Origin of the sequence: Nibricoccus aquaticus, from assembly GCF_002310495.1 — a bacterium.
GTDB lineage: Bacteria > Verrucomicrobiota > Verrucomicrobiia > Opitutales > Opitutaceae > Nibricoccus > Nibricoccus aquaticus.
In genome coordinates this window covers 88,034-107,277 of sequence record NZ_CP023344.1, presented here as the reverse complement: position 1 = coordinate 107,277, position 19,244 = coordinate 88,034, and the positions used below count along the sequence as shown (strand labels likewise).

The following is a 19,244-nucleotide window of genomic DNA, read 5'->3' as shown; positions in this document are numbered from 1 at the left end:
GGAAGGGCGGGGCGCGTGGGCTTTGCTTTTGGAGGGCGCTCAGGGTTTTCCGATGCGGCCTTGGGTTCCGTAGGAGCGGAGGTAGCCGACGAGGCGGGTGTCGACGGCGTCGTTGGGCTGGCAGCCGAGTTTGCCGGTGAGGGCTTGATCGACGGTGTAGGTGGCGGCGTGAACGGTGATGGCGGGTGAGGGGGCGTGCTGCTTCGCGGAGACGAGGGTAACGGCTTTGGCGGTGAAGGAGGAGGCGGGGATGAGCGTGCCGTTGCGGGCGGCGTTGCGGTCGAGGTCGTGGTAGTTGCCGGACTGGTACCAAGTGTCGGTGGCGGTGCAGTCGCTGACCCACTCGTTGAGGTTCACGGTGCTGGGGCCGGCGATGAAGTAGTTGTTGATGATGTCGCTTTTCCAGACACCGGCGGAGTGGCCACCGATGAGGCCGCCGCTGCCCCAGTTGTAGATGACGTTGTTGATGTACTGGCCGTTGCACTTGAGCTTGGGGTTACGGCTCTGGTTATCGATGTAGAGGTTGTGGTGGAGGGAAACGCGGTCGCAGGCATCGATGAGGTTGCCGAAGTATTGCGGGTCGATGCTTTCGCCGATGATGCAGTACTGGACGGTGATGTCGTGGGAGTTTCCCGTGAACGAAAGCGTGTCCCAGCGGCCCCACTGGAGGGAGCAGTGGTCGAGGATGATGTTGTAGCAGTTGGTGCCCTGGAAGGAGCACTTGCCGGAAGGGCCGGTGAGGTCTTCGCGGAAGCGGATGTTGCGGATGATGATGTTATTCCGGTCGGAGCAGGAGGTGTTGTAGCCGGTGACGGTGATGCCGGGGCTGGGGGCGGTGGTGCCGTCGATGGTGGTGTTGGTCGGGACGACGAGGGCGGAGGTGATGCGGATGGTGCCGGCAACATCGAAGACGACGCGGCGGCCGCTGGCGCTGAGGGCGGCGCGGAGGGAGCCGGTGCCGGAGTCGTTGAGGTTGGTGACGCGGACGACGGTAGAGCCGCCGGTGGCGTTGGCGCCGTAGCCTTGTGCGCCGGAGAAGGCGACTGCGTGCAGGGTGGGCGTGGCGGCGAAGGTGAGCGCTGCGACGACGAGAGCGGAGAAAACGCGCAGCGAGTGCGCGGGGGATTTTGCGAACGAGTGAACGGGGTTGGGGTGCATGTTGTTTGGGGTCGAGCCTTCGAGGCACGAGGCCGCCCAGGGGTTTGGGGGTTCTCTCGCGCCAATCGGGGTGCATAGAGACAGGCTGCAAATCCGGCGGTTCGCGAGCCGGGAATAGCGGCGCGGATGCGGCGCGTGGCTCAGCTGCTCATCGCGGCGAGCAGAGCGACGGCCATCTGGTTGCACGGAGTGGGGATGCCATGCTTGCGACCGAAGCGGACGACGGCGCCGTTGCGCGCGTCGAGCTCAGTGGGGCGGCCCGCGATGCGATCACCGTGGAGGGAATTGACGGAATCGGGCGGGGCGTTGCGGTAATTTTGGAGAACGGCTTCGGCGAGATCGTCGGGCAGTACGGCACCTTCGGCGCGACCGACGACGATGCATTCGCGGACGAGGGCGAGGGAGAGTTCGCCGAGTTGCGCGTCGTGCATCACGCCGGACGGTTTCATGATGAGGGCGGAGATGACGCCGGCGGTGTTGAGGCAGAGCTTGCGCCAGACGGCGGTTTTGAAATCGGCGGTGAGCGTGACGTCCACGGCGGTGTTGGCGAAAAGCGCGGCGAAGTCCTGTCCGAGCAAGTCGTCGGAGACGGCCATTTTGGCGGGACCGCGCTGGCGGATGTGCGTGGGTGAGACGCGTTCGGCGGGGCAATCGACGACGACGGGGACGATGCGGTCGGCGGAAAGATAAGGCGCGAAACGCTCGCGGTGCTCGACGCCGTTTTGGAGGACGGCGACGGGAGCGCCGGATGGGCCGAGGTTTTTTATCCAGAGCGCGGCGCCGGGGACGTCGTAGGCTTTGGTCGTGACGAGAATCCAATCGACGGGAGTGGCTTGTGCCGGATCCGTGAATACGAGCGGGCGTGAAGTCAGGCGGCGGTCAGAGAGTTCGACGACGAGTTCGGGCAGAGGACGGCGCGAGCAGAGGATGACTTCGTGGCGGCCGGTGTGGGCGAGCCAGCCTGCGACCACGCCACCGACTGCGCCGGGGCCGACGATTGCGATTCGTTTCATGCGGCGGTGAACAACCGGCTCAACGAGTTTAGGGCAATTTCAGTGGATCGCGGACAGTATGAGCTGTGCGAGCCATGAAGGAGATGTCGAGAGGTCAGGACCAGTCGGCGTGGCTGAGAGGGAGCGATCGGATGCGTTTGCCGGTGAGCGTGAAGAGACCGTTCAAAACGGCGGCGAAAGTGGGTGGGACGCCGGTTTCGCCAATGCCGCCCATCTTGTCGCCGGTGGCGATCACGTGAACGTCGACCACGGGCGCTTCGTTCATGCGGGCGACCTGGTATTGGTGGAAATTGGATTGTTGGACGCGGCCGTCTTTGAGGGTGATCTCGCCGTAGAGAATGGCACTGAGGGCGTAGATGACGGAGCCCTGGACCTGGGCTTCGATGGTCAGTGGGTTGACGGCGGTGCCGCAGTCAACAGCGGCGGTGATGCGGTGGACGCGGGGCCAGCCGTCTTCGAGGGAAACCTCGGCGACCTGGGCGACGAAGCTGCCGAAGCTTTCGTGAACGGCGATGCCGTGGGCGCGACCGGCGGGGAGCTTGGTTTTGCCGTATCCAGATTTCTCGATGGCGAGATCGAGGACGCGGCGCTGACGGGATTCAGGCGGGAGGAGTTCGCGGCGGAGATCGAGCGGGTTGCGGCCGGCGGCGTGAGCGAGTTCGTCGATGAAACATTCGACGGCGAGCGCGGTGTGCGTATGGCCGACGGAGCGCCACCAGAGCGTGGGGACGGGGACTTTGGGGCTGTGCGCGTGGACGAGGCGGGCGGGGATTTTATAGACGGAGTGCGCGGCCCCTTCGACGCTGGTTTCATCCACGCCGTTTTTGATCATCATCGCTTCGAACGGAGTACCGGCGATGAAGGACTGGCCGACGATGGTTTGATGCCAGGCAACGACTTTGCCCTGCGCATCGAGACCGCCGACGAGACGGTGGTGAAACATCGGGCGGTAGTAACCGCCGGCGAGATCGTCTTCGCGGGTCCAGACGGTTTTGATGGGAACGGTGATACCAGCGGTACGGGCGGCTTTGGCGATGTGGCAGGCTTCGACGATCCAGTCGGAGGCGGGCGTGGCGCGGCGGCCGAAACCGCCGCCAAGGAAGGTGGTGTGGAGCTGGACCTTGTCGGGTTTGAGCGCAAGGACGGTGGCGGCGGTCATGTGATCGACCGTTTGAAACTGGGTGCCCGTCCAGATCTCGGCCTCGCCGTCGCGGAGATGGACGGTGGCGTTAAGCGGCTCCATCGGCGCGTGCGCTAGATAGGGGACGGCGTAATCGGCCTCGATGGTTTTGGCGGCAGACTTGAGAGCGGCTTCGGCGTCGCCGGTTTTTTCGGCGATGTTGCCGGGAGTCTTGGCGAGTGCGGCGAATTGGGCGGCCTGTTTATCGGAATCGATGCGGGCGTCGTCGGAGAGTTTCCAGGAGATCGTGGAGATGACGGCGTCGCGGGCGCGTTTGGCGGCCCAGAAATTTTCGGCGATGATGGCGACGCCGGAGGGGACTTTGAAGACGGCTTTCACGCCGGGGACGGCGAGAGAGGGAGCGGGGTCGAAGGTTTCGACTTTGCCACCGAAGGCGGGGGAGCGGGCGACGACGGCGGTGAGTACGCCGGGTTGTTTCACGTCGAGGCCGAACTCGGCGGTGCCGGTGACTTTGGCGCGGGAATCGAGGCGGCGCGTGGGTTTGCCGAGAAGGCGGAAATTTTTGGGGTCCTTGAGCGCGACTTTTTCAGGGGGCGTGAGTTTAGCGGCGTGTTCGACGAGGTCGCCGTAGGAGATTTTTTTGCCTGTGGCGGTATGAAGGACGTGGCTGTTTTCGGTGCTGAGTTCAGCAGCGGGAAGTTTCCATTGGTCGGCGGCGGCTTGAACGAGGAGGGCGCGGGCGGTGGCACCGGCGGTGCGGAGACGCTCGTATTCAGACCACGTGGACGAGGAGCCGCCGGTCATCTGGATGCCGAAGGCAGAGTGGTTGTAGGCGGGGGCGGTGGAGGCGAACTCGGTGCGGACTTTGGACCAGTCGGCGTCGAGCTCCTCTGCGATGAGCATGGGGAGGGCGGTGATGATGCCCTGGCCCATTTCGGCGTGGTTGATGAAGATGGTGACGGAGCCGTCGGGGGCGATGCGGAGGAAAGCGTTGGGCGCGAAGGTACCGCTGGCAGCGGAAGGATTTTTCGCGGCGTCGAGGGCGGCGGCGCGGGCGGGCTTGCCGGTGAATTGAAAGGCGATGACCAGGCCGACGGAAGTGCCTGCGGCTTTGAGAAAGCCTCGGCGAGACCAGTCGGCGGCGGTGGCAGGCGGGACGACAGAGACCCGAAACGTGGAGAGGGCGGCGGGATTTTCGCGAAGGGAGGCGGTGATCATGGTGGGGGCGATTCGCGGAAATTATTTGGAGGCGAGTTCGGCGGCGCGGTGAATGCCAGCGCGGATACGCTGGTAGGTGCCGCAGCGGCAGATGTTGCCCGACATGGCGTTGTCGATGTCGGCATCGGTCGGCTGCGGGACTTTGGCGAGGAGAGCGGAGGCGCTCATGAGCTGGCCGGAGTGGCAGTAGCCGCATTGGACAACGTCTTCTTCGATCCAGGCCTGCTGCACGGGGTGGAGGTCGCGCTTCGCGAGGGCGGCGAGGCCTTCGATGGTGGTTATTTTTTTGCCGATGAGTCCGGCGACGGGAGCGGCGCAGGAGCGGACGGCTTCACCGTCGATGTGAACGGTGCAGGCGCCGCAGAGCGCCATGCCGCAGCCGAATTTAGTGCCGGTGAGTCCGAGGGTGTCGCGGAGGGCCCAGAGGAGCGGGGTGTCGCCGGGAATGTCGAGTTGGTGGACGGTGCCGTTGATCGTGAGGGTGATCATGATTGAAGACGTGGAAGAGAGGGGAACTGAAATGGAGTTTACTTCGCGTCGGGAGAGATGGCGCCGGTATCGATCCACGTGCGGAGGGCCTTGGCAAATTCGTCGCGGGTGAGCGGCGGGGTTTCGCGTCCGGCGCCCGGGTTCCAAGCCCAGCCGACGAGTTCGTCGTGGACGTTGTGCTCGAAGATTTGTTCGAGCGAACGTTTCCCATTTCTAGCCGGATCTTTGAGTTGTTCGGCCAGCTGGTGATCGGTGAGGCCTTCCCAGGCCATGCTCTTCGGAGCGAGGCCCCAATGGGGCGCGCCGGGGATGCCGTTTTGTTGATTCACGGCTTGGTGGCAGGAGCTGCATTTCATGGCGGGTGCGCCGTGATCATCGGGGCCACGCACGACGTTCATCTGGTGGCGGTGGCCGTCGTTGCCCTGGCGGGGGAAATCGCCGGCGGGGTGGCAGTTGATGCAGCGCGGATGGCGGAGGACGGAAGCGACCTGCTTGAACGCTTCGATGGAGCGGGCACGGTCGGAGTCAGTGATTTTTTTCGCGGCCGTGGCGGGGTTTTCAGCGGCGTGGCTGACGAGGACGATGGCGGCGGTTCCTAGGATACATGCGGATAGGAGGAGACGCTTGAACGGAGTACGACGTGATGCGGGGGATGTGGGCATAGGACGTCGTGCTCGGCCACACAGGTCAGCGGGCGGCCACGACCTGGCTAAGGGAGCGCGGGGAATTTTTTGCGCAACTGGAGCGGGGAGATTTTTTAGTGAACGAGTTGCGAGGTCGGGCAAAGCGCGTCCGGTGCGCGGCTATGAAACGTAACGCTACCGCAGTTTGGACAGGTTCACTCAAAGACGGCAAAGGCGCGCTCACGGTGCCGGGAGGCGCGCTGAAGAATACGGAGTACTCGTTTGGCTCGCGCTTCGAGTCGGGCGCGGGGACGAATCCTGAAGAATTGATCGCGGCGGCGCATTCGGGGTGTTTCGCGATGGCGTTGTCGGCGACGCTGGGTGAGGCGGGTATTACGCCGGAGCGGCTCGAAGTGACGGCGGAGGTGTCGCTTGATAATGTGCCGCCGAAAGGTTGGACGGTCACGAAGTCGCATCTCGTGCTGGTCGCGAAAATCCCGGGAATCGATGCGGCGAAGTTCGATGAACTGGCGAACAAGGCGAAGGCGAACTGCCCGATCTCGCGGTTGCTCAATGCGGAGATTTCGTTGTCGGCGAAGTTGGGGTGAGCGGTTCCATCTGGCCTGAGGCCAGCTCAGGCCCTACACGGAAAACGCGCGAGGGACCACGCGTTCCACCTGGCTATCGTTTTTTGATGCGTTCGACGCGGACGGCGCAGGCTTTGTAGCTGGGCTGGCGCGAGTGGGGATCGAAGGCCGGGAAGGTGAGGCGGTTCACGGTGTCGAAGTGCATCGGCAGGTAGATCTGGCCGGGTTGCACCGTGCTCGTGATGAGGGCGAGCGCATCCGCTTCTCCACGACGGGAGCGGACGCGGACGAGTTCGTTGTTGGCGATGCGGAGGCGGTCGGCGTCGATCGGGTTGATCTCCACGTAGAGTTCGCGGGGGGCGAGTTTGCGGAGGACGTCGCTCTTGTCGGTGCGCGAGCCGGTGTGCCATTGCGCGGAGGAGCCTCGGCCGGTTAGGAGAATCATCGGGTAGTCAGCGTCGGGAAGCTCGGGCATCGGGCGCGGTTGATCGAAGAGGAATTTGGCGCGGCGGTCGGGGGTGAAGAACTGGCCGTCGGAAAAGAGGCGGCGTTCGCGCTCGGGATGCGCGGTGCTGGTGCGCTCGTGAATCGGCGTGGGCGCGATGGCGTCCTTATCGGTGAAGGGCCACTGGATGCCGCCGGAGCGGTCGATGTGTTCGTAGCTGCTGATGCCGGTGAATTCGCAGGGCTGGCGGCGGGAGAGTTCTTTGAGGATTTGGAAGGCGGCTTCGGGCGAGGACCATTTCGCGAAGAGGTGGCCGCAGCCCCAGGCGTCGGCGACGAGTTTGAAGATGGCGAAATCGCTGAGCGCCTGGCCGGGGGCGCGGGAGACTTTTTTCACGATGCCGAGGCGGCGTTCGGAGTTGATGAGGATGCCGTCTTTTTCGCCCCAACCGGCGGCGGGCAGCACGAGGTCGGCCATGCGGGCGGTCTCGGTCGTGGCGTACATGTCCTGCACGACGAGGAATTCGAGTTTCTCGCGGATGGCGGGGAAGGTCTTCTGGTTGATCCAGGAGTGAGCGGTGTTGGTGGCGATGACCCAGAGGCCGCGGATGGAGCCCTTGTCGATGCCGTCGAGAATCTGATCGTAGGCGAGGCTGGCGCGGTCGGGGATGAGGGCGGGATCGATGCCGAGGATGCTCGCGACGTGGGAGCGGTGTTCGGCTTTGGCGAAGTCGTATCCGCCGAGGAGTGACGAGGCGTTGCCAAAGAGGCGGGAGCCCATGGCGTTGCACTGGCCGGTGATGGAGTTGGCGCCGGTGCCGGGGCGGCCGATGTTGCCGGTCATCAGCGCGAGATTTATGATGGCCTGGGCGGTGCGGGTGGATTCGTGGCCCTGGTTGACGCCCATGGTCCACCAGAGGGAAACGCGCTCGCGGGTGGCGATGATGTCGACGAGGCGGTGGAGGGTTTCGGCAGGCAGGCCGGTTTCGCGGGCGGTGCGGTCGAGTGTGAACTCGCGAAGGAAGGAGGCGAAGTCAGCGAAGCTAGAGGTGTGGGCGTCGATGAAGTCTTGTTTGATGGCTCCGCGTTCGATGAGCAGGTTCGCGAGGCCGTAGAGGAGGACTAGGTCGCTTTTGGGGAGAAGCGGCACGTGGAGTGTGGCGGCCATCGCGGTCTCGGTGCGGCGCGGGTCGATGACAACGATGTCGGGGTTGTGTTTGTTCATCATCACGCGCTGCCACATGATCGGGTGGGCGATGCAGGGATTGGCGCCGATGAAAATGAGGGCGTCGCTCTCTTCGAAATCTTTGTACGTGAAGGGAGGGGCGTCGAAGCCGAAGGATTGTTTGTAGGCGACGTGGGAGGTGGCCATGCACTGGCGCGTGTTGGAGTCGACGTCGGTCATGCCCATGCCGAATTTCGCGAGGGCGCCGAGGAGGGCCATTTCCTCCATGACGATCTGGCCGGTGCTGAGGAACGAGAGAGAAGTTTTGCCGTGGCGCTCCTGGATGCCTTTGAAGTTTTTGACGAAGGCGGCGAGGGCGGTGGGCCAGTCGACGGGCTCGAGATTGCCGGTGGCTGGGTTGCGTAACAGTGGCGTGGTGACGCGGTCGGGGGCGGAGAGCGGGGTGAGCGCTTCCCAGCCTTTGGGGCAGGCCATGCCCTGGTTGACGGAGTAGTGCGGGTTGGTGGTGAGGTTGATGGCCTGGCCGCGCTCGTTGAGATGGACGCGGAGGGAGCAGCCGGTGCTGCAGAAGCCGCAGACCATGTCGGTCGTGGCGGCGGGCTTGAGGCGGGCGGGGATGCGGCCGAGTCCGAAGTCGCCGGGGCGAAGAACGAGCTCGCTGGTCATCGGGCCCTGGCGGGCGTGGAGCAGGTCTTCGAGTTGGGGGATCATGGCGAAATGTCGGAAAATTTAACCGCAGAGATCGCGGAGTGCGCAGAGTTTCGGAGGAGAAATTATTTGGAGACGACGCCGGGCATTTTGGGGGCGACGACGGCGCGGAAGTAGAGGTAACGCTCGGTGAGTTCGCTGGCGAGGAGGAGGGCGGGGATTGTCCAGGCGAGGAGCGAAGGCGCGGAAATACGCGTGAGGGCGAAGGCGAGGATGCAGGCGAGGAGGGCGGAGGTGACGCGGAGATTGTGCGGGAGGCGGAGGGGGCCGGTGAGCATTTGGGCGGTCTTAAAGGAGGCGGTAGGTGTGTCGTCGTCGGAGTCGAGCGGGCGGAGTTCACGGGCTTCGATGGCGAGTTTGAAGAGGACGGAGCCGAGCAAGGCGAAGAAGTACGGTAGCGTGGGCGCGGCGGCGAAGAGGATGGCGAAACCGAGGACGGCGCCGGAGCCGAAGAAGCGGGGGATGGTTTGGGCGGCGCGCCAGAGGTGGCGTTGGGTGTCGATGTAGATCATTGAGGAGCAGAAGAGGCCGAGGAGGCCCACGCTCGCGGTGGCGAGCGTCAGTAGCGAGTAGTGGGCAGCGAGTAGCGAGTAGGCGGAGGCCAGCGCGGAAGACACGGAGCCGACGGGGACGTCGGCGCTCCCAGAGAAGAGGCCGAGCTGCGAGGCGAGCGGGACGGCTGCGGTGGCGGTGGCGAGGCCGAACCAGGGGCCGAAGATGACGGCTTCGCGGGAGAGCCAGGATTTGCGGAGGCCGAGGAAGACGCGCCAAGCGCGGAGGGGTTGGCCGAGGTGGAAGACGCTCGCGAAGAGTCCGGCGGCTCCGGCGAGCCAGCCGGTGAGCGCGAGCGTTGTGGGGGCGGAGGCCGGAAGATTAGCGAGTAACGGGTAGCGAGGAGCGAGGAGGTCGGCGCAGGCCGCGACGGTGAAGCAGCCGACGGCCATGGGCATCAGCGTGAGCATGAAGACGAGCGGCCAGTGCGGGTGTTGCGGACGGAGTGTGGCGGCGTCGGCGGCGATGATCTCGGCCGGGAGCGGTTTGCTCGAGGTGTAGCGCGTGGTGGGTTGCGTGTATTCAGGAGCTGGAGCGCCGGGGAGGAAGGCGGTGGTGTCGAGCGCGGGCTGGCCGTTGAGATGAGTCGTGACGGTTACGATCTTGATGGCCTGGGTTGGGCAGGCCTGGACGCAGGCGGGCGCTTCGCCGACGGCGAGGCGGCTGTGGCACATGTCGCACTTACGGACGATGCCAAGGCGATCATTGTATTTTGGAACGTCGTAAGGGCATTTGAGAATGCAGTACTGGCAGCCGATGCATTGGTCATCGAGGTGGCGGACGATGCCGGTGACGGGGTCTTTTTCATAGGCGAGAACGGGGCAGCCGTTGAGGCAGCCGGGATCGGCGCAGTGGTGGCAGGCACTGGTGACGGTTTGTTGAAAGGGGTGATTGCGCGTGCCGCCAACCAACATGCCGACGTCGCGCCAGGTTTCTTCGTCGTCGAGACCGTTGAGCGAGTGACAGCCGGCGACGCAGGCTTTGCAGCCGGTGCAGGAATCGAGATCGACCTCGAAGGCGTATTGTTCGCCGGGGCCGGGTTTCGAAAGCGGGATGAGGTCGCGATAGAGCGGCTCCAGCGCGGGCGAGGCACCGCGGTCGTGGGCTTCGGAGAAGCGGGCGACGGGCGTTTGCAGGCGCTGCTGTTCGGCGAGGAGTTCGTCGATCAGCGTGCGGACGGGATCTTGTTTGGGAGCGGGCAAGGGGGCGGAAGTAGCGGGTAGCGAGTAGGTCGGAGCGCAGGCGTTGGCGGTGATGAATGGGAGGTGGTGCGTGCTGGTGTGCGGTGGCGAAGCGGCGGGTTAGGGCCAACCCGCCCTACCTTAATACACGTCGCGGGCGTAGCGTTTGGTGGTCTTGAGATTTTGGATATAGGCGGCGGCTTGCTCGGGGGTTTTTTTGCCGGCGAGTTCGACGACTTTGTGGAGGGCGGCGTCGACGTCCTTGGCCATGCGGGAGGCGTCGCCGCAGACGTAGAAGTGTCCACCGGCTTCGAGCCAGGCGAAGAGTTCGGCGGCGGCTTCGAGCATCCGGTTTTGGACGTAGATTTTTTCCTGCTGGTCGCGGGAGAAGGCGGTGTCGAGGCGGGTGAGGACACCGGATTTCTGGAGGGCGGTAAGTTCGTCCTGATAGAGGAAATCAGTGGAGGCTTTTTGGTCGCCGAAGAAGAGCCAGTTTTTGCCTTTGGCGCCGGAAGCCATGCGTTCTTCGAGGAAGGCGCGGAAGGGGGCGATGCCGGTGCCGGGGCCGACCATGATCATGGGGGCGTCGGGATTGGCGGGCGGACGGAAGGCTTTGTTGCTGTGAACGAAAACACCGATGCGGGTGTCGCCGGGTTTGGCGCGGTCGGCGAGGAAGGTGGAGCAGACGCCTTTGCGCGGGCGTCCGTGGAGATCGTAGCGGACGGCGCCGACGGTCAGGTGGACCTGGCCGGGGTGGGCTTTGGGACTGGAGGAGATCGAGTAGAGGCGCGGCTGGATTTTTTTCAGCAGGGCGACGAACTCCGCGGCGGTGAACTTGGCGTCTGGATACGCGTGGAGCACGTCGATGACGTGGTGAGGTGCCGGTGACGTGGCGGCGACGCTAGCACCGGCGGTGACGGGAGCGGTGGTTTTTTTGGCGACGGCGGCGAGGAGATCGGGCGAGGGTTTGCCGAGATCGTAGGTGGTGGTAAGCGCCTGCCGGAGCGAGGTGGTGGAACCATCGGCACTGGCGATGGCTTCTTCGCCGTCGAAACCGAGGGCAGTGAGAACGTCGGCGACGAGTTCGGGGCAGTTGTGCGGAATGACGCCGAGGGCGTCACCGGCTTCGTAGGCGAGGCCGGAACCGGCGAGATCGAATTCGATGTGGTGGACGGATTTCGCGGAGCCGGGTGCGTTAAGGTTTCGCGAACTGAGGAGGAGGGATGCGTAAGGATTTTTCTTTGAGTAGAGGGATTCGCCGTGAGCGTCGGAATCAGTGGCTGCAGCGGGAGCGGATGAGGTCGCAGCAGGTGATGGAGCGGCGGAGGCGGAACCGAGGGCGTTGAGGGAGGCGTCGAGCCACTTGGTGAATTTTTCGTCGTACTCAAGGTCGCAGTCGGCGCGGTCGGCGATGCGTTTGGCGCCGCATTTTTCGAGGCGTTGATCAAAGTCGATGCCGCAGCGGCAGAACTGGGCGTAGTTGGTGTCACCGAGGGCGCAGACGGAGAAGTTGAGGCTGGCGAGGCTGGGGGCGTCGTCTTTGGCGAGAGCTTCCCAGAGGGACTTGGCGTTGTCTGGCGGTTCGCCATCGCCATAGGTGCTGGTTATGACGAGGGCGTTTTTCTCGCCGGCGAGTTTGGCGATGTCGGTCTGGGCCATGTCCACGACGGTGGGAGCGAAGCCGCGTTTGCCGGCTTCCTTGGCGGCGCGTTTAGCGAGGCTTTCGGAGGTGCCGGTTTGGGAACCGAAGAGGATCGTTAACGGCTGTAGGGTTGCGGCGGCGACGGCGGGCGCTGCGGAGGAATTGGTGCGGGAGAAGAGGCCGGCGAAGAAGCCGTTGAGCCACGCGCGTTGCTCGGGGGAGAAGGGAGCGGTCTCGGGAAGAAGAGGAATCGAAGACATCGAAAATTTTTTAGACAGGATTACAGAATTAACAGGATTGTGATCCCGATCAGGTGAGGAACTCCTGGAGCTCTTTCATGGAGTGGCGGCGGGACCATTGGACGAAGGTTTCGCCGCGCTGTTTTTTGCCGCTGTAGGTGACGAGGATTTTTTCGACGAGGGCGGGGACTTCGGTGGCTCGGATGCCTTTGAAGAGTTCGCGGGCGACGCCTTGCTCGTTGTCCATGCCGCCGCCGAGGACGACGTTGTAGCCTTCGGCGCCGTCGGGGAGTTTCGAGCCGACGAAACCGATGTCGCCAGCGTAGTGTTGCGCGCAAGAGTTGGGGCAACCGGTGAAGTGGATGTTGACGGGAGAATCCAGGCGGAGTTTCGCGTCGAGTTTCTTGATGATCTCGACGGCGTGGGCCTTGGTGTCGGCGGCGGCGTATTTGCAGCCGCGGCTGCCGGTGCACGCGATGACGCCGGCGGCGATGCTACCCGCTTCGGTGAAGAAGCCCATGCGGCTGACGGAGCGTTTCACCGACTCGACGAAGGCGTCGGGGATGTGAGGGATGAGGAGATTCTGCCAGACGGTGAGGCGGATTTCGCCTTTGCCGAAGTTCGTAGCGAGGTCGGCGATGGCGTGCATCTGCTTCGGCGACATGCGGCCGACGGGGATGCCGACGCCGATGGAGTTGAGGCCTTTTTGGGACTGTTTTGCGACGCCGAGCCAGCCGTGTTTCACGACGGGCTGGCGAGGTTCGCAGGCTTCGAGCGGCAGGCGGCCGAGGTGGAAGGCGAGTTTCTTCTGGGTTTCGGCGATGAACTTTTCGAAGCCCCAGCTATCGAGGACGTACTTGAGGCGGGCTTTCTTGCGGTTGGTGCGATTGCCGTTCTCGGCGAAGACGCGAATCATGGCCGCGGATACGGCGACGGCCTCGGAAGGCTTGATGAGCAGGCCGGTGTCGCGGGCGAAGTCTTGGTGGCCGGTGATGCCGCCGAGGTGGACGCGGAAGTAGATGCCGGGCTCGACACGCGTAGGAGAGGGCGAAGCGGCGAGGGTTTTCTCGGTGACGCGGACGGCGAAGAAGCCGATGTCGTTGGTGTCGGCCGCGGCGGAGATGGAGCCGCCGTTGTCGAAGGCGACGTTGAATTTCCGCGGGAGGCCGTACATGTCGCGGTGGTTGAGAATATAGTGGTGGAGGCCTTTGGCGAAGGGGCGGACGTCGAGGAGTTCGGTGGGATCGAAGCCAGAGTTGGGGGAGGCGGTAACGTTGCGGATGTTGTCAGCGCCGGCGCCTTTGGAGGTGAGGCCGAGGTCCTGGACCCAGGTGAGGAGGCGGACGATGTCCTTGGGCTTGAAGTCGCGGATCTGGAAGTTGCCGCGGGTGGTGATGTGGGCGTATCCGCCGCCCAACTCTGCGGCGATGTCCGCGAGGCCGTGCATCTGCGTGGCGGTCATCTCGCAGGCAGGGACGCGCAGACGGATCATGAAACTGTCCTGAGCGGGGGCGACGTAGAAGAGGCCGTGGGTTTTGAAACGGTACATGTTCTCCGCGTCGGGGAACTTGTTTTCGTCGGCGTGCTTGAGGAGGCGTTCCCAAGCGTCGAGCGGGTTCTCGTCGTGTTTCCAGCGTTCTTCTTTGCAGAGATCGCCGAGCGGGGTGCCGTGGACGGTTTCTTCGTCGGGCGCGGCGAGGTTGCCGGAAGTGGCGGCTCCGGGGGTGGCGGTGAGCTGGCCGGAGGCGTGGGTGCCGACGAAGGGAATCGAGCCGGACGCGTAAACGCCGGCCATGAAGCCCTGGAGGTACTCCTTTTGGGAGGGCGAGAACGGTGCGGGAGCGGCGAGGAGATCAGTCGGGACGGACACGCCCGCTAATTAGCACCCGCGATGCCACGGAGGGGCGGTGATCAATCAACGCGCTGAATAGTTTTATGGGTAACGATGAGAAGTGCTCATCGTTTTTCAGCGACGGAGGCGGTGCCAGAGAAGGGCGATGTTCGTCAGGAAGAGGGCGAGGCTGAGGAGCTTGTAGAAGCGGACGGGGTCGCGATCCAGGAGGGCGGTGTTTTTTGCGTAGAACGGCGTGACCTCGTTTGGATGGTCCAAGTCGTAGGCCATCTCGGAGAAGTTTTGGTAGCGGTCGTCGGGATCGGGGGCGAGGGAGCGGGAAATGACGGATTCGAGCCAGGGCGGGACGGCAGTGTTGAGGCGGGTAAGGCGTTTGGGAGAAGTGTCGAAGCGAGGAGTCTGGAAGCGCTCGATCTCGCCGTAGGGGTAGGTGCGGACGAGGGATTCGTAGAGGGTGACGCCGATGGCGAAAAGCTCGGTGCGTTCGGAGAGCGGGGCGTTTTGGAAGCGTTCGGGAGCGAGGTAGCTGGGGGTGCCGGCGCGGTTGGTGACGGAGAAGACCTCGGCGGCGCTGCCTAGGTCGATGAGGAGGAAGCGGAGGTTTTCGCCGTCGCGGAGGACGAGGATATTATCGGGTTTGATGTCGCCGTGGGCGTGGTCGCGGGAAAGCAGATACTGGCCGGAGCGCAGGAGGAAGCGGGCGAGCTCGACAGTTTCCTCGACGCGGAGAGAGCCGTTGGCGAGGTGTGCTCGAAGGGTGGGCGCCTCGACGTAGTCCATCACGTAGTAGCGGAGGGAGCCCTCGGCGGGGATGGTGGCGCGGATGAAGTCGGGAGAGTCGATGCGGGAGGCCTGCCAGAGTTCGCGGAGGAAGCCGTCACGGCGGGCGTCTTCGTCGCGGGCTTCGAGGGGAGGGAATTTAAGCACGCACCGAGCGCCTGTGGCGCTTGGTGCGTGGGTTGAAGGTTGAAGGTTGAAAGTTGAATGATCGGAGGCTGAGGCGGAGGCGGGGAGTTTTTCGGCGAGCCAGACGCGGGCGGTGTCCTGGAGAGGGCGGAGGAGTTTGAAGTTGTCGATGATGTCGCCGGGGCGGAGGGCGGGGAGGACTTCGAGGGGGCGTTCGCCGGTGCCGCCGGTCCAGCCGCGCTGGGCGATGTCGAGGACGACGGCGGTGGCGTCGTCGCGGAGATCGGAGTTTTCTTCGATGCGCTCGGCGGCGGAGGAAACGATGCTGCGGGCGGCGGTGCGGCGGGAGAGGAGTTCGGCGAGTTGGTTTTCGGATACGGCGTTGGAGACGCCGTCGGAGCAGAGGAGCAGCATGTCGCCATCCTCGACGGTGTTTTCGAAGAACCACGGCTCGACAGTGGGTTCGAGGCCGACGGCGCGGGTGAGGACGTGCTGCATGCCGTTTTGGGAGAGGGCATGGTTTTGGGAGAGGCGGGTGAGTTTGGCGCGGCGCCAGAGGTAGGCGGGGGAGTCACCGATGTTGAGGCCGTAGAGGCGGCCGTTTTCGATGACGGCGACGGTGAGGGTGCAGAGGAGTTCGGAGGAGCCGTGGCGGAGCTGGGATTCTTGGTGGAAGATGCGGTTGATCTGGCTGACGAAGTCGGTGAGGGCGCGGCGGGGAGTCCAAGCCTGGGGGCGGGCGACGTAGTAATCGACGATCATGTCGACGGCGCGTTGAGCGGCGGCTCCGCCCTCCTGACTGGAGCCGACGCCGTCAGCGAGGGCGGCGATGACGCGGCCGTCGCGGACGAGCACGCGGGAGGCGTCTTGCGAGGTGCCGGTGGGGTGACGCGGGACGCCGTGTGAGGTGGGGAAAACCTTCATTGCCGCGTGAGCGTGGCGGTCGGTGGATGCGTGGGCGAGCGCGGGTTGCGGCATGAGAGGCGGGGCGGGTGAGCGCGGAGGAGTGGCGGGATTTGGAGACGAAAAAGCGGGGTGAGGGCACCCCGCCTACATCGAGAAGAGATTCGCGGACGCAGTTAGATGCGGGCGGCGGCGGTGGCGCCCCAAGTGGTGCGCCAGCGGGTTTTCACGAGGCGCAGGCCGATGAGGGCGATGACGCAGAGGCCGGCGAAGAGGAGGATGCCGACGGTGTAGTTGCCTGTGTGCTGTTTGGAGAGGCCGAACATGCGGCCGAGGAGGAAGCCGCCGATGCCGCCGCCGCAGCCGACGAGGCCGGTCATGACGGAGATGTCTTTAGCGAAGCGCTGCGGGAGTAGTTGAAAAACGGATCCGTTGCACATGCCGAAGGCACCGGAGGCGACGAAGAAGGCGGCGCCGCAGATCCAGAGATTGTGCGCGAGGGCGGCGACGATGAGGGAGACGATGGCGACGCTGTAGAAGACGCCGAGGGCTTTGATGCCGCCGAGTTTGTCGGCGAGCGCGCCGCCCATCGGACGCCCGAGTGCGCCGACCAAGGTGCAGAAGGCGGCCATTTCGCCGGCGTGGACGGGCTTGAGGCCGAATTGATCGCTGAAGTAGATGGCAAAGGCGGTGGCGAGGCCGACGAAGCCTCCGAAGCTGATCGTGTAGAAAAAGCAGAACCAGTGGGCGTCCTTTTCGCTGAGGAGTTTGGCGTAGTCGGAGAGTTTTTTCTTTTTGAATTCGCCGGGAGGCTCCTTGGAGAAAATCACGTAGAGGATGAAGGCGAGTGCGAGCGGGATGAGGGCGGCGCCGAAGACGGACTGCCATCCCCAGTGGGCGGCGATGCGGGGGGCGGCGAGGTGATCGATGACGACACCGACGTTGCCCGCACCGGCGAGACCGAGGACGACGCCCTGCATGTGGGGCGGGTACCAGCGGCCGGATTGGGGGAGGGCGACGGCGAAGCTGGCTCCGGCGACGCCGAGGATGCCGCCGAGGATCAGAGCCTGATTGAGAGAATGGATACCGTGCTGCCAAGCGACGAAGAGGCCGGCCATAACGATGAGCTGGGCGATGATGCCGGTCTTCTTGGTGCCGATGCGATCGACGAGCATGCTCAGGGCGATGCGGAGGAAGGCACCGGCGAGGATGGGCGTGGAGACCATCAGAAATTTTTGGTCGGCGGTGAGGCTGAGATCGGGGGCGATCATCGCGCCGAGTGCGCCGAGGAGCGTCCACACCATGAAGCTGACGTCGAAATAGAGAAACGATGTGGCGAGCGTGGGCCAGTGACCGGACTTCTTAAACTGGGCGATGTTCATTTTTGAGCAGCGACCAATTAGCAGCGTTCATGCCTTCGGTGGAATTGAGCGGCGAATAGTTTTGGGGAAGATGATGAGCGTGGCTCATCGACGGTCGGTGTGAGTGTGGGCGGATGCGGAGCGATGTGGGGAGAAAAGAGAGGGGAAAACGGGCGGGGTTTTACCTCTAATTATTCATGTGAAAAATGAGGCAGCGTGGTGATGAGGTATGAATGAGGCGTGAGTGAAATTGAGCAGGGGGGGCGCGGCGTTGGGCGGCGCGCGAATGACCAATGACTAATTACCAATGGCGATCGGTCTGGGTTGTGTGCGGAGTCCAACCGGCGGGGTTAAGGCTAACCCGCCCTACCTCGGAAATGAAAGCGGCGCGGCCTGTGGGGGCCGCGCCGCTTTGAACAACAACAACTCGTCGGAGGCGCGTGCGAGCACGCTGGCCTACGGCGGAGATCAGAGATTCAGCGTGAGCTGAAAGTAGGCGTAGCTGGCGTCGCGGGAGCCGACGGTGCGGAGGGACTGTTTGATGTAGTCGCCGCGGAAGTAGTGGCTCAGGCCGAGTTCGAGCTGGGCGTAGTGGGTAACTGAATAGCCGACGACGAGATCGGCTTCGTAGCCGAGTCCGGCATCGTAGGACGGGTTGATGCGGTAGCCGGAGCCGCTGCCGACGGCGGTGGTGGTGAAGTTGCGCGGGACGCCGGCGACGTTGTACCAGTAGTCGGTGGTCTCGGTGAGCTGCTGGACGTGACCTTCGAGGGCGACGCTGAGCGTGGGCTTGGGTTTGAAGGTGTAGGCGAGGCGGAGGTCCTGGGTGTTCTGGAGGCTGGAGAGATCCATGTAGCCGTAGAAGAGATGGTTCGTGGGGAAGAGATTTTGGAAGGTCTGGCTCTTGGCGTCGGCTGCGTTGTCGTCACCCGAGCCGTGGCTATAGATGAGGGCGAGGCGGGGCTGCCAGGCGTGTTCGGTCCACGTGTAGCCAAGCTGGAGAATGCCGGCGTAGGCGCTGTGATCCAGACGTGGGGCGGTGCGGGCGGCGGCGACGGCGGTGGCGGGGAAGACGGTGGCTTTGTTACCGGTCTGGTACATGAGCTCGATGCCGTAGTCCCAAGCGTCGTACGCGGCGGGTTTCGATTTCAGGCGGAGGCCCCAGGTGTAGAGATCCTGCGGGGCGGGGAAGCGAAAGGGGGCGGGGACGCCGGACCAGTCGTCGGTGACGATGCCGCGAGCGGTGTTGCGGGCGAAGACGTAGGCTTCGACGATGTCCTTGGTGGAGACGGTCGGGAAGTTGAAGTAGGCGCCGGAGAAGAGATCCTGGGAGTTGAAGTCGTTTCCGTTGTTGTGGTCATTGTACACGACGCCGCCGGTGAAGACATCGACGCCGAAGATCGCGTTTTGCCAGCGGACCTTGAGGGCATCGAAGGTGCGGGCGTTGTTGTTCCAGCGGAAGTGGCCGACGAGGCGCTGGTCGCCATAGACGAGTTCCTGGCGTCCGAGCTTCAAGGATACAGGGAACTCCTTGTGATTGCCGATGAAGACGAAGGCTTGGTGGAGGTCGATGGGACCGTCGCGTTCGGCGAGGGCTTTGCCGGGGGCGGTGGCGAGGTAACGCTCGTCGCCGATGGAGTAGCTGGAGCGCCCTTCGACGGTGGCGGCGAACCATTTGCCGGTGTAGGCGACGCGCGGCATGGCGCGGAGAAGGTAGTAGGCGTTGTCGTTGTCGTCCTGCGGGCGGGTGGAGAAATCCCAGTTGGAGCCGGCGTCGGTGAAGCCGGCGTTGTTTTTGTATTCGTAGCGGCCGCGGAGGTTCACGGCGATGTCCCAGGCCGACATGTAGACGTCGGTGGCGCGGAGTTTTTCGTTGATGAAGCCGGGGAACGGGCGCGGGGGAGGAGGCGGGGCGTACTGGGCGTGGAGACCAGTGGCGGCGCTGGCGCCGAGGAGGGCGGTGAGCGCGAGCTGCTGACAGGTGCGTGCGATGTTCATGGTGAGTGCGGTGATGTTGGTGAGGAAAGCGGGTGTATCGGTG

At 64.2% G+C, this 19,244-nt stretch carries 13 protein-coding genes; 1 reads left to right on the top strand and 12 read right to left on the bottom strand.

What is annotated here, in order from left to right; translation table 11 throughout:
• Positions 1 to 39 precede the first annotated feature (39 nt).
• From CMV30_RS00455 to CMV30_RS00435, 5 genes are all read right to left on the bottom strand, one after another.
• Positions 40 to 1,158 carry a hypothetical protein gene (locus tag CMV30_RS00455; protein ID WP_096054202.1) on the bottom strand — a complete coding sequence of 373 codons (1,119 nt, stop codon included), beginning with the start codon at positions 1,156 to 1,158 and terminating at the stop codon, positions 40 to 42.
• Positions 1,159 to 1,298: 140 nt separating this feature from the next.
• Positions 1,299 to 2,171 (bottom strand): 2-dehydropantoate 2-reductase, encoded by an 873-nt coding sequence (locus tag CMV30_RS00450; protein WP_096054201.1) that lies wholly within the window; start codon positions 2,169 to 2,171, stop codon positions 1,299 to 1,301.
• Between the two features lie 94 nt (positions 2,172 to 2,265).
• Positions 2,266 to 4,530: a xanthine dehydrogenase family protein molybdopterin-binding subunit gene (locus CMV30_RS00445; protein WP_096054200.1), complete on the bottom strand. Its 2,265-nt coding sequence runs from the start codon at positions 4,528 to 4,530 to the stop codon at positions 2,266 to 2,268.
• Positions 4,531 to 4,551: 21 nt separating this feature from the next.
• A complete protein-coding gene (locus tag CMV30_RS00440; protein WP_096054199.1) occupies positions 4,552 to 5,019 on the bottom strand; it encodes a (2Fe-2S)-binding protein in 468 nt (155 codons plus the stop codon).
• Positions 5,020 to 5,057: 38 nt separating this feature from the next.
• Positions 5,058 to 5,681, bottom strand: coding sequence for a hypothetical protein (locus CMV30_RS00435; RefSeq protein WP_217494434.1), 624 nt, complete (start codon positions 5,679 to 5,681; stop codon positions 5,058 to 5,060).
• Positions 5,682 to 5,824: 143 nt separating this feature from the next.
• On the opposite strand from CMV30_RS00435, the gene CMV30_RS00430 reads away from it, so the two are divergent.
• Positions 5,825 to 6,250 carry an OsmC family protein gene (locus CMV30_RS00430; RefSeq protein WP_096057530.1) on the top strand — a complete coding sequence of 142 codons (426 nt, stop codon included), beginning with the start codon at positions 5,825 to 5,827 and terminating at the stop codon, positions 6,248 to 6,250.
• Between the two features lie 73 nt (positions 6,251 to 6,323).
• On the opposite strand, the gene CMV30_RS00425 is transcribed toward CMV30_RS00430, so the two are convergent.
• The 7 genes from CMV30_RS00425 to CMV30_RS00395 form a co-directional block, all read right to left on the bottom strand.
• Positions 6,324 to 8,570 (bottom strand): molybdopterin oxidoreductase family protein, encoded by a 2,247-nt coding sequence (locus CMV30_RS00425; protein WP_096054198.1) that lies wholly within the window; start codon positions 8,568 to 8,570, stop codon positions 6,324 to 6,326.
• A 62-nt stretch (positions 8,571 to 8,632) separates the two neighbouring features.
• Positions 8,633 to 10,321, bottom strand: coding sequence for a DmsC/YnfH family molybdoenzyme membrane anchor subunit (locus tag CMV30_RS00420; RefSeq protein WP_217494433.1), 1,689 nt, complete (start codon positions 10,319 to 10,321; stop codon positions 8,633 to 8,635).
• Between the two features lie 120 nt (positions 10,322 to 10,441).
• Complete coding sequence (locus CMV30_RS00415; RefSeq protein WP_096054196.1) at positions 10,442 to 12,202, bottom strand: sulfite reductase subunit alpha; 1,761 nt, start codon at positions 12,200 to 12,202, stop codon at positions 10,442 to 10,444.
• Positions 12,203 to 12,251: 49 nt separating this feature from the next.
• Complete coding sequence (locus CMV30_RS00410) at positions 12,252 to 14,051, bottom strand: NirA family protein (RefSeq protein ID WP_096054195.1); 1,800 nt, start codon at positions 14,049 to 14,051, stop codon at positions 12,252 to 12,254.
• A gap of 96 nt (positions 14,052 to 14,147) precedes the next feature.
• Complete coding sequence (locus tag CMV30_RS00405; protein ID WP_217494432.1) at positions 14,148 to 15,917, bottom strand: bifunctional protein-serine/threonine kinase/phosphatase; 1,770 nt, start codon at positions 15,915 to 15,917, stop codon at positions 14,148 to 14,150.
• A 101-nt stretch (positions 15,918 to 16,018) separates the two neighbouring features.
• Entirely contained in the window at positions 16,019 to 17,224 is a 1,206-nt protein-coding gene (locus CMV30_RS00400) for an MFS transporter (RefSeq protein WP_096054194.1), read from the bottom strand.
• A 447-nt stretch (positions 17,225 to 17,671) separates the two neighbouring features.
• Positions 17,672 to 19,201, bottom strand: coding sequence for an alginate export family protein (locus CMV30_RS00395; RefSeq protein ID WP_096054193.1), 1,530 nt, complete (start codon positions 19,199 to 19,201; stop codon positions 17,672 to 17,674).
• Between the last annotated feature and the right edge of the window lie 43 nt (positions 19,202 to 19,244).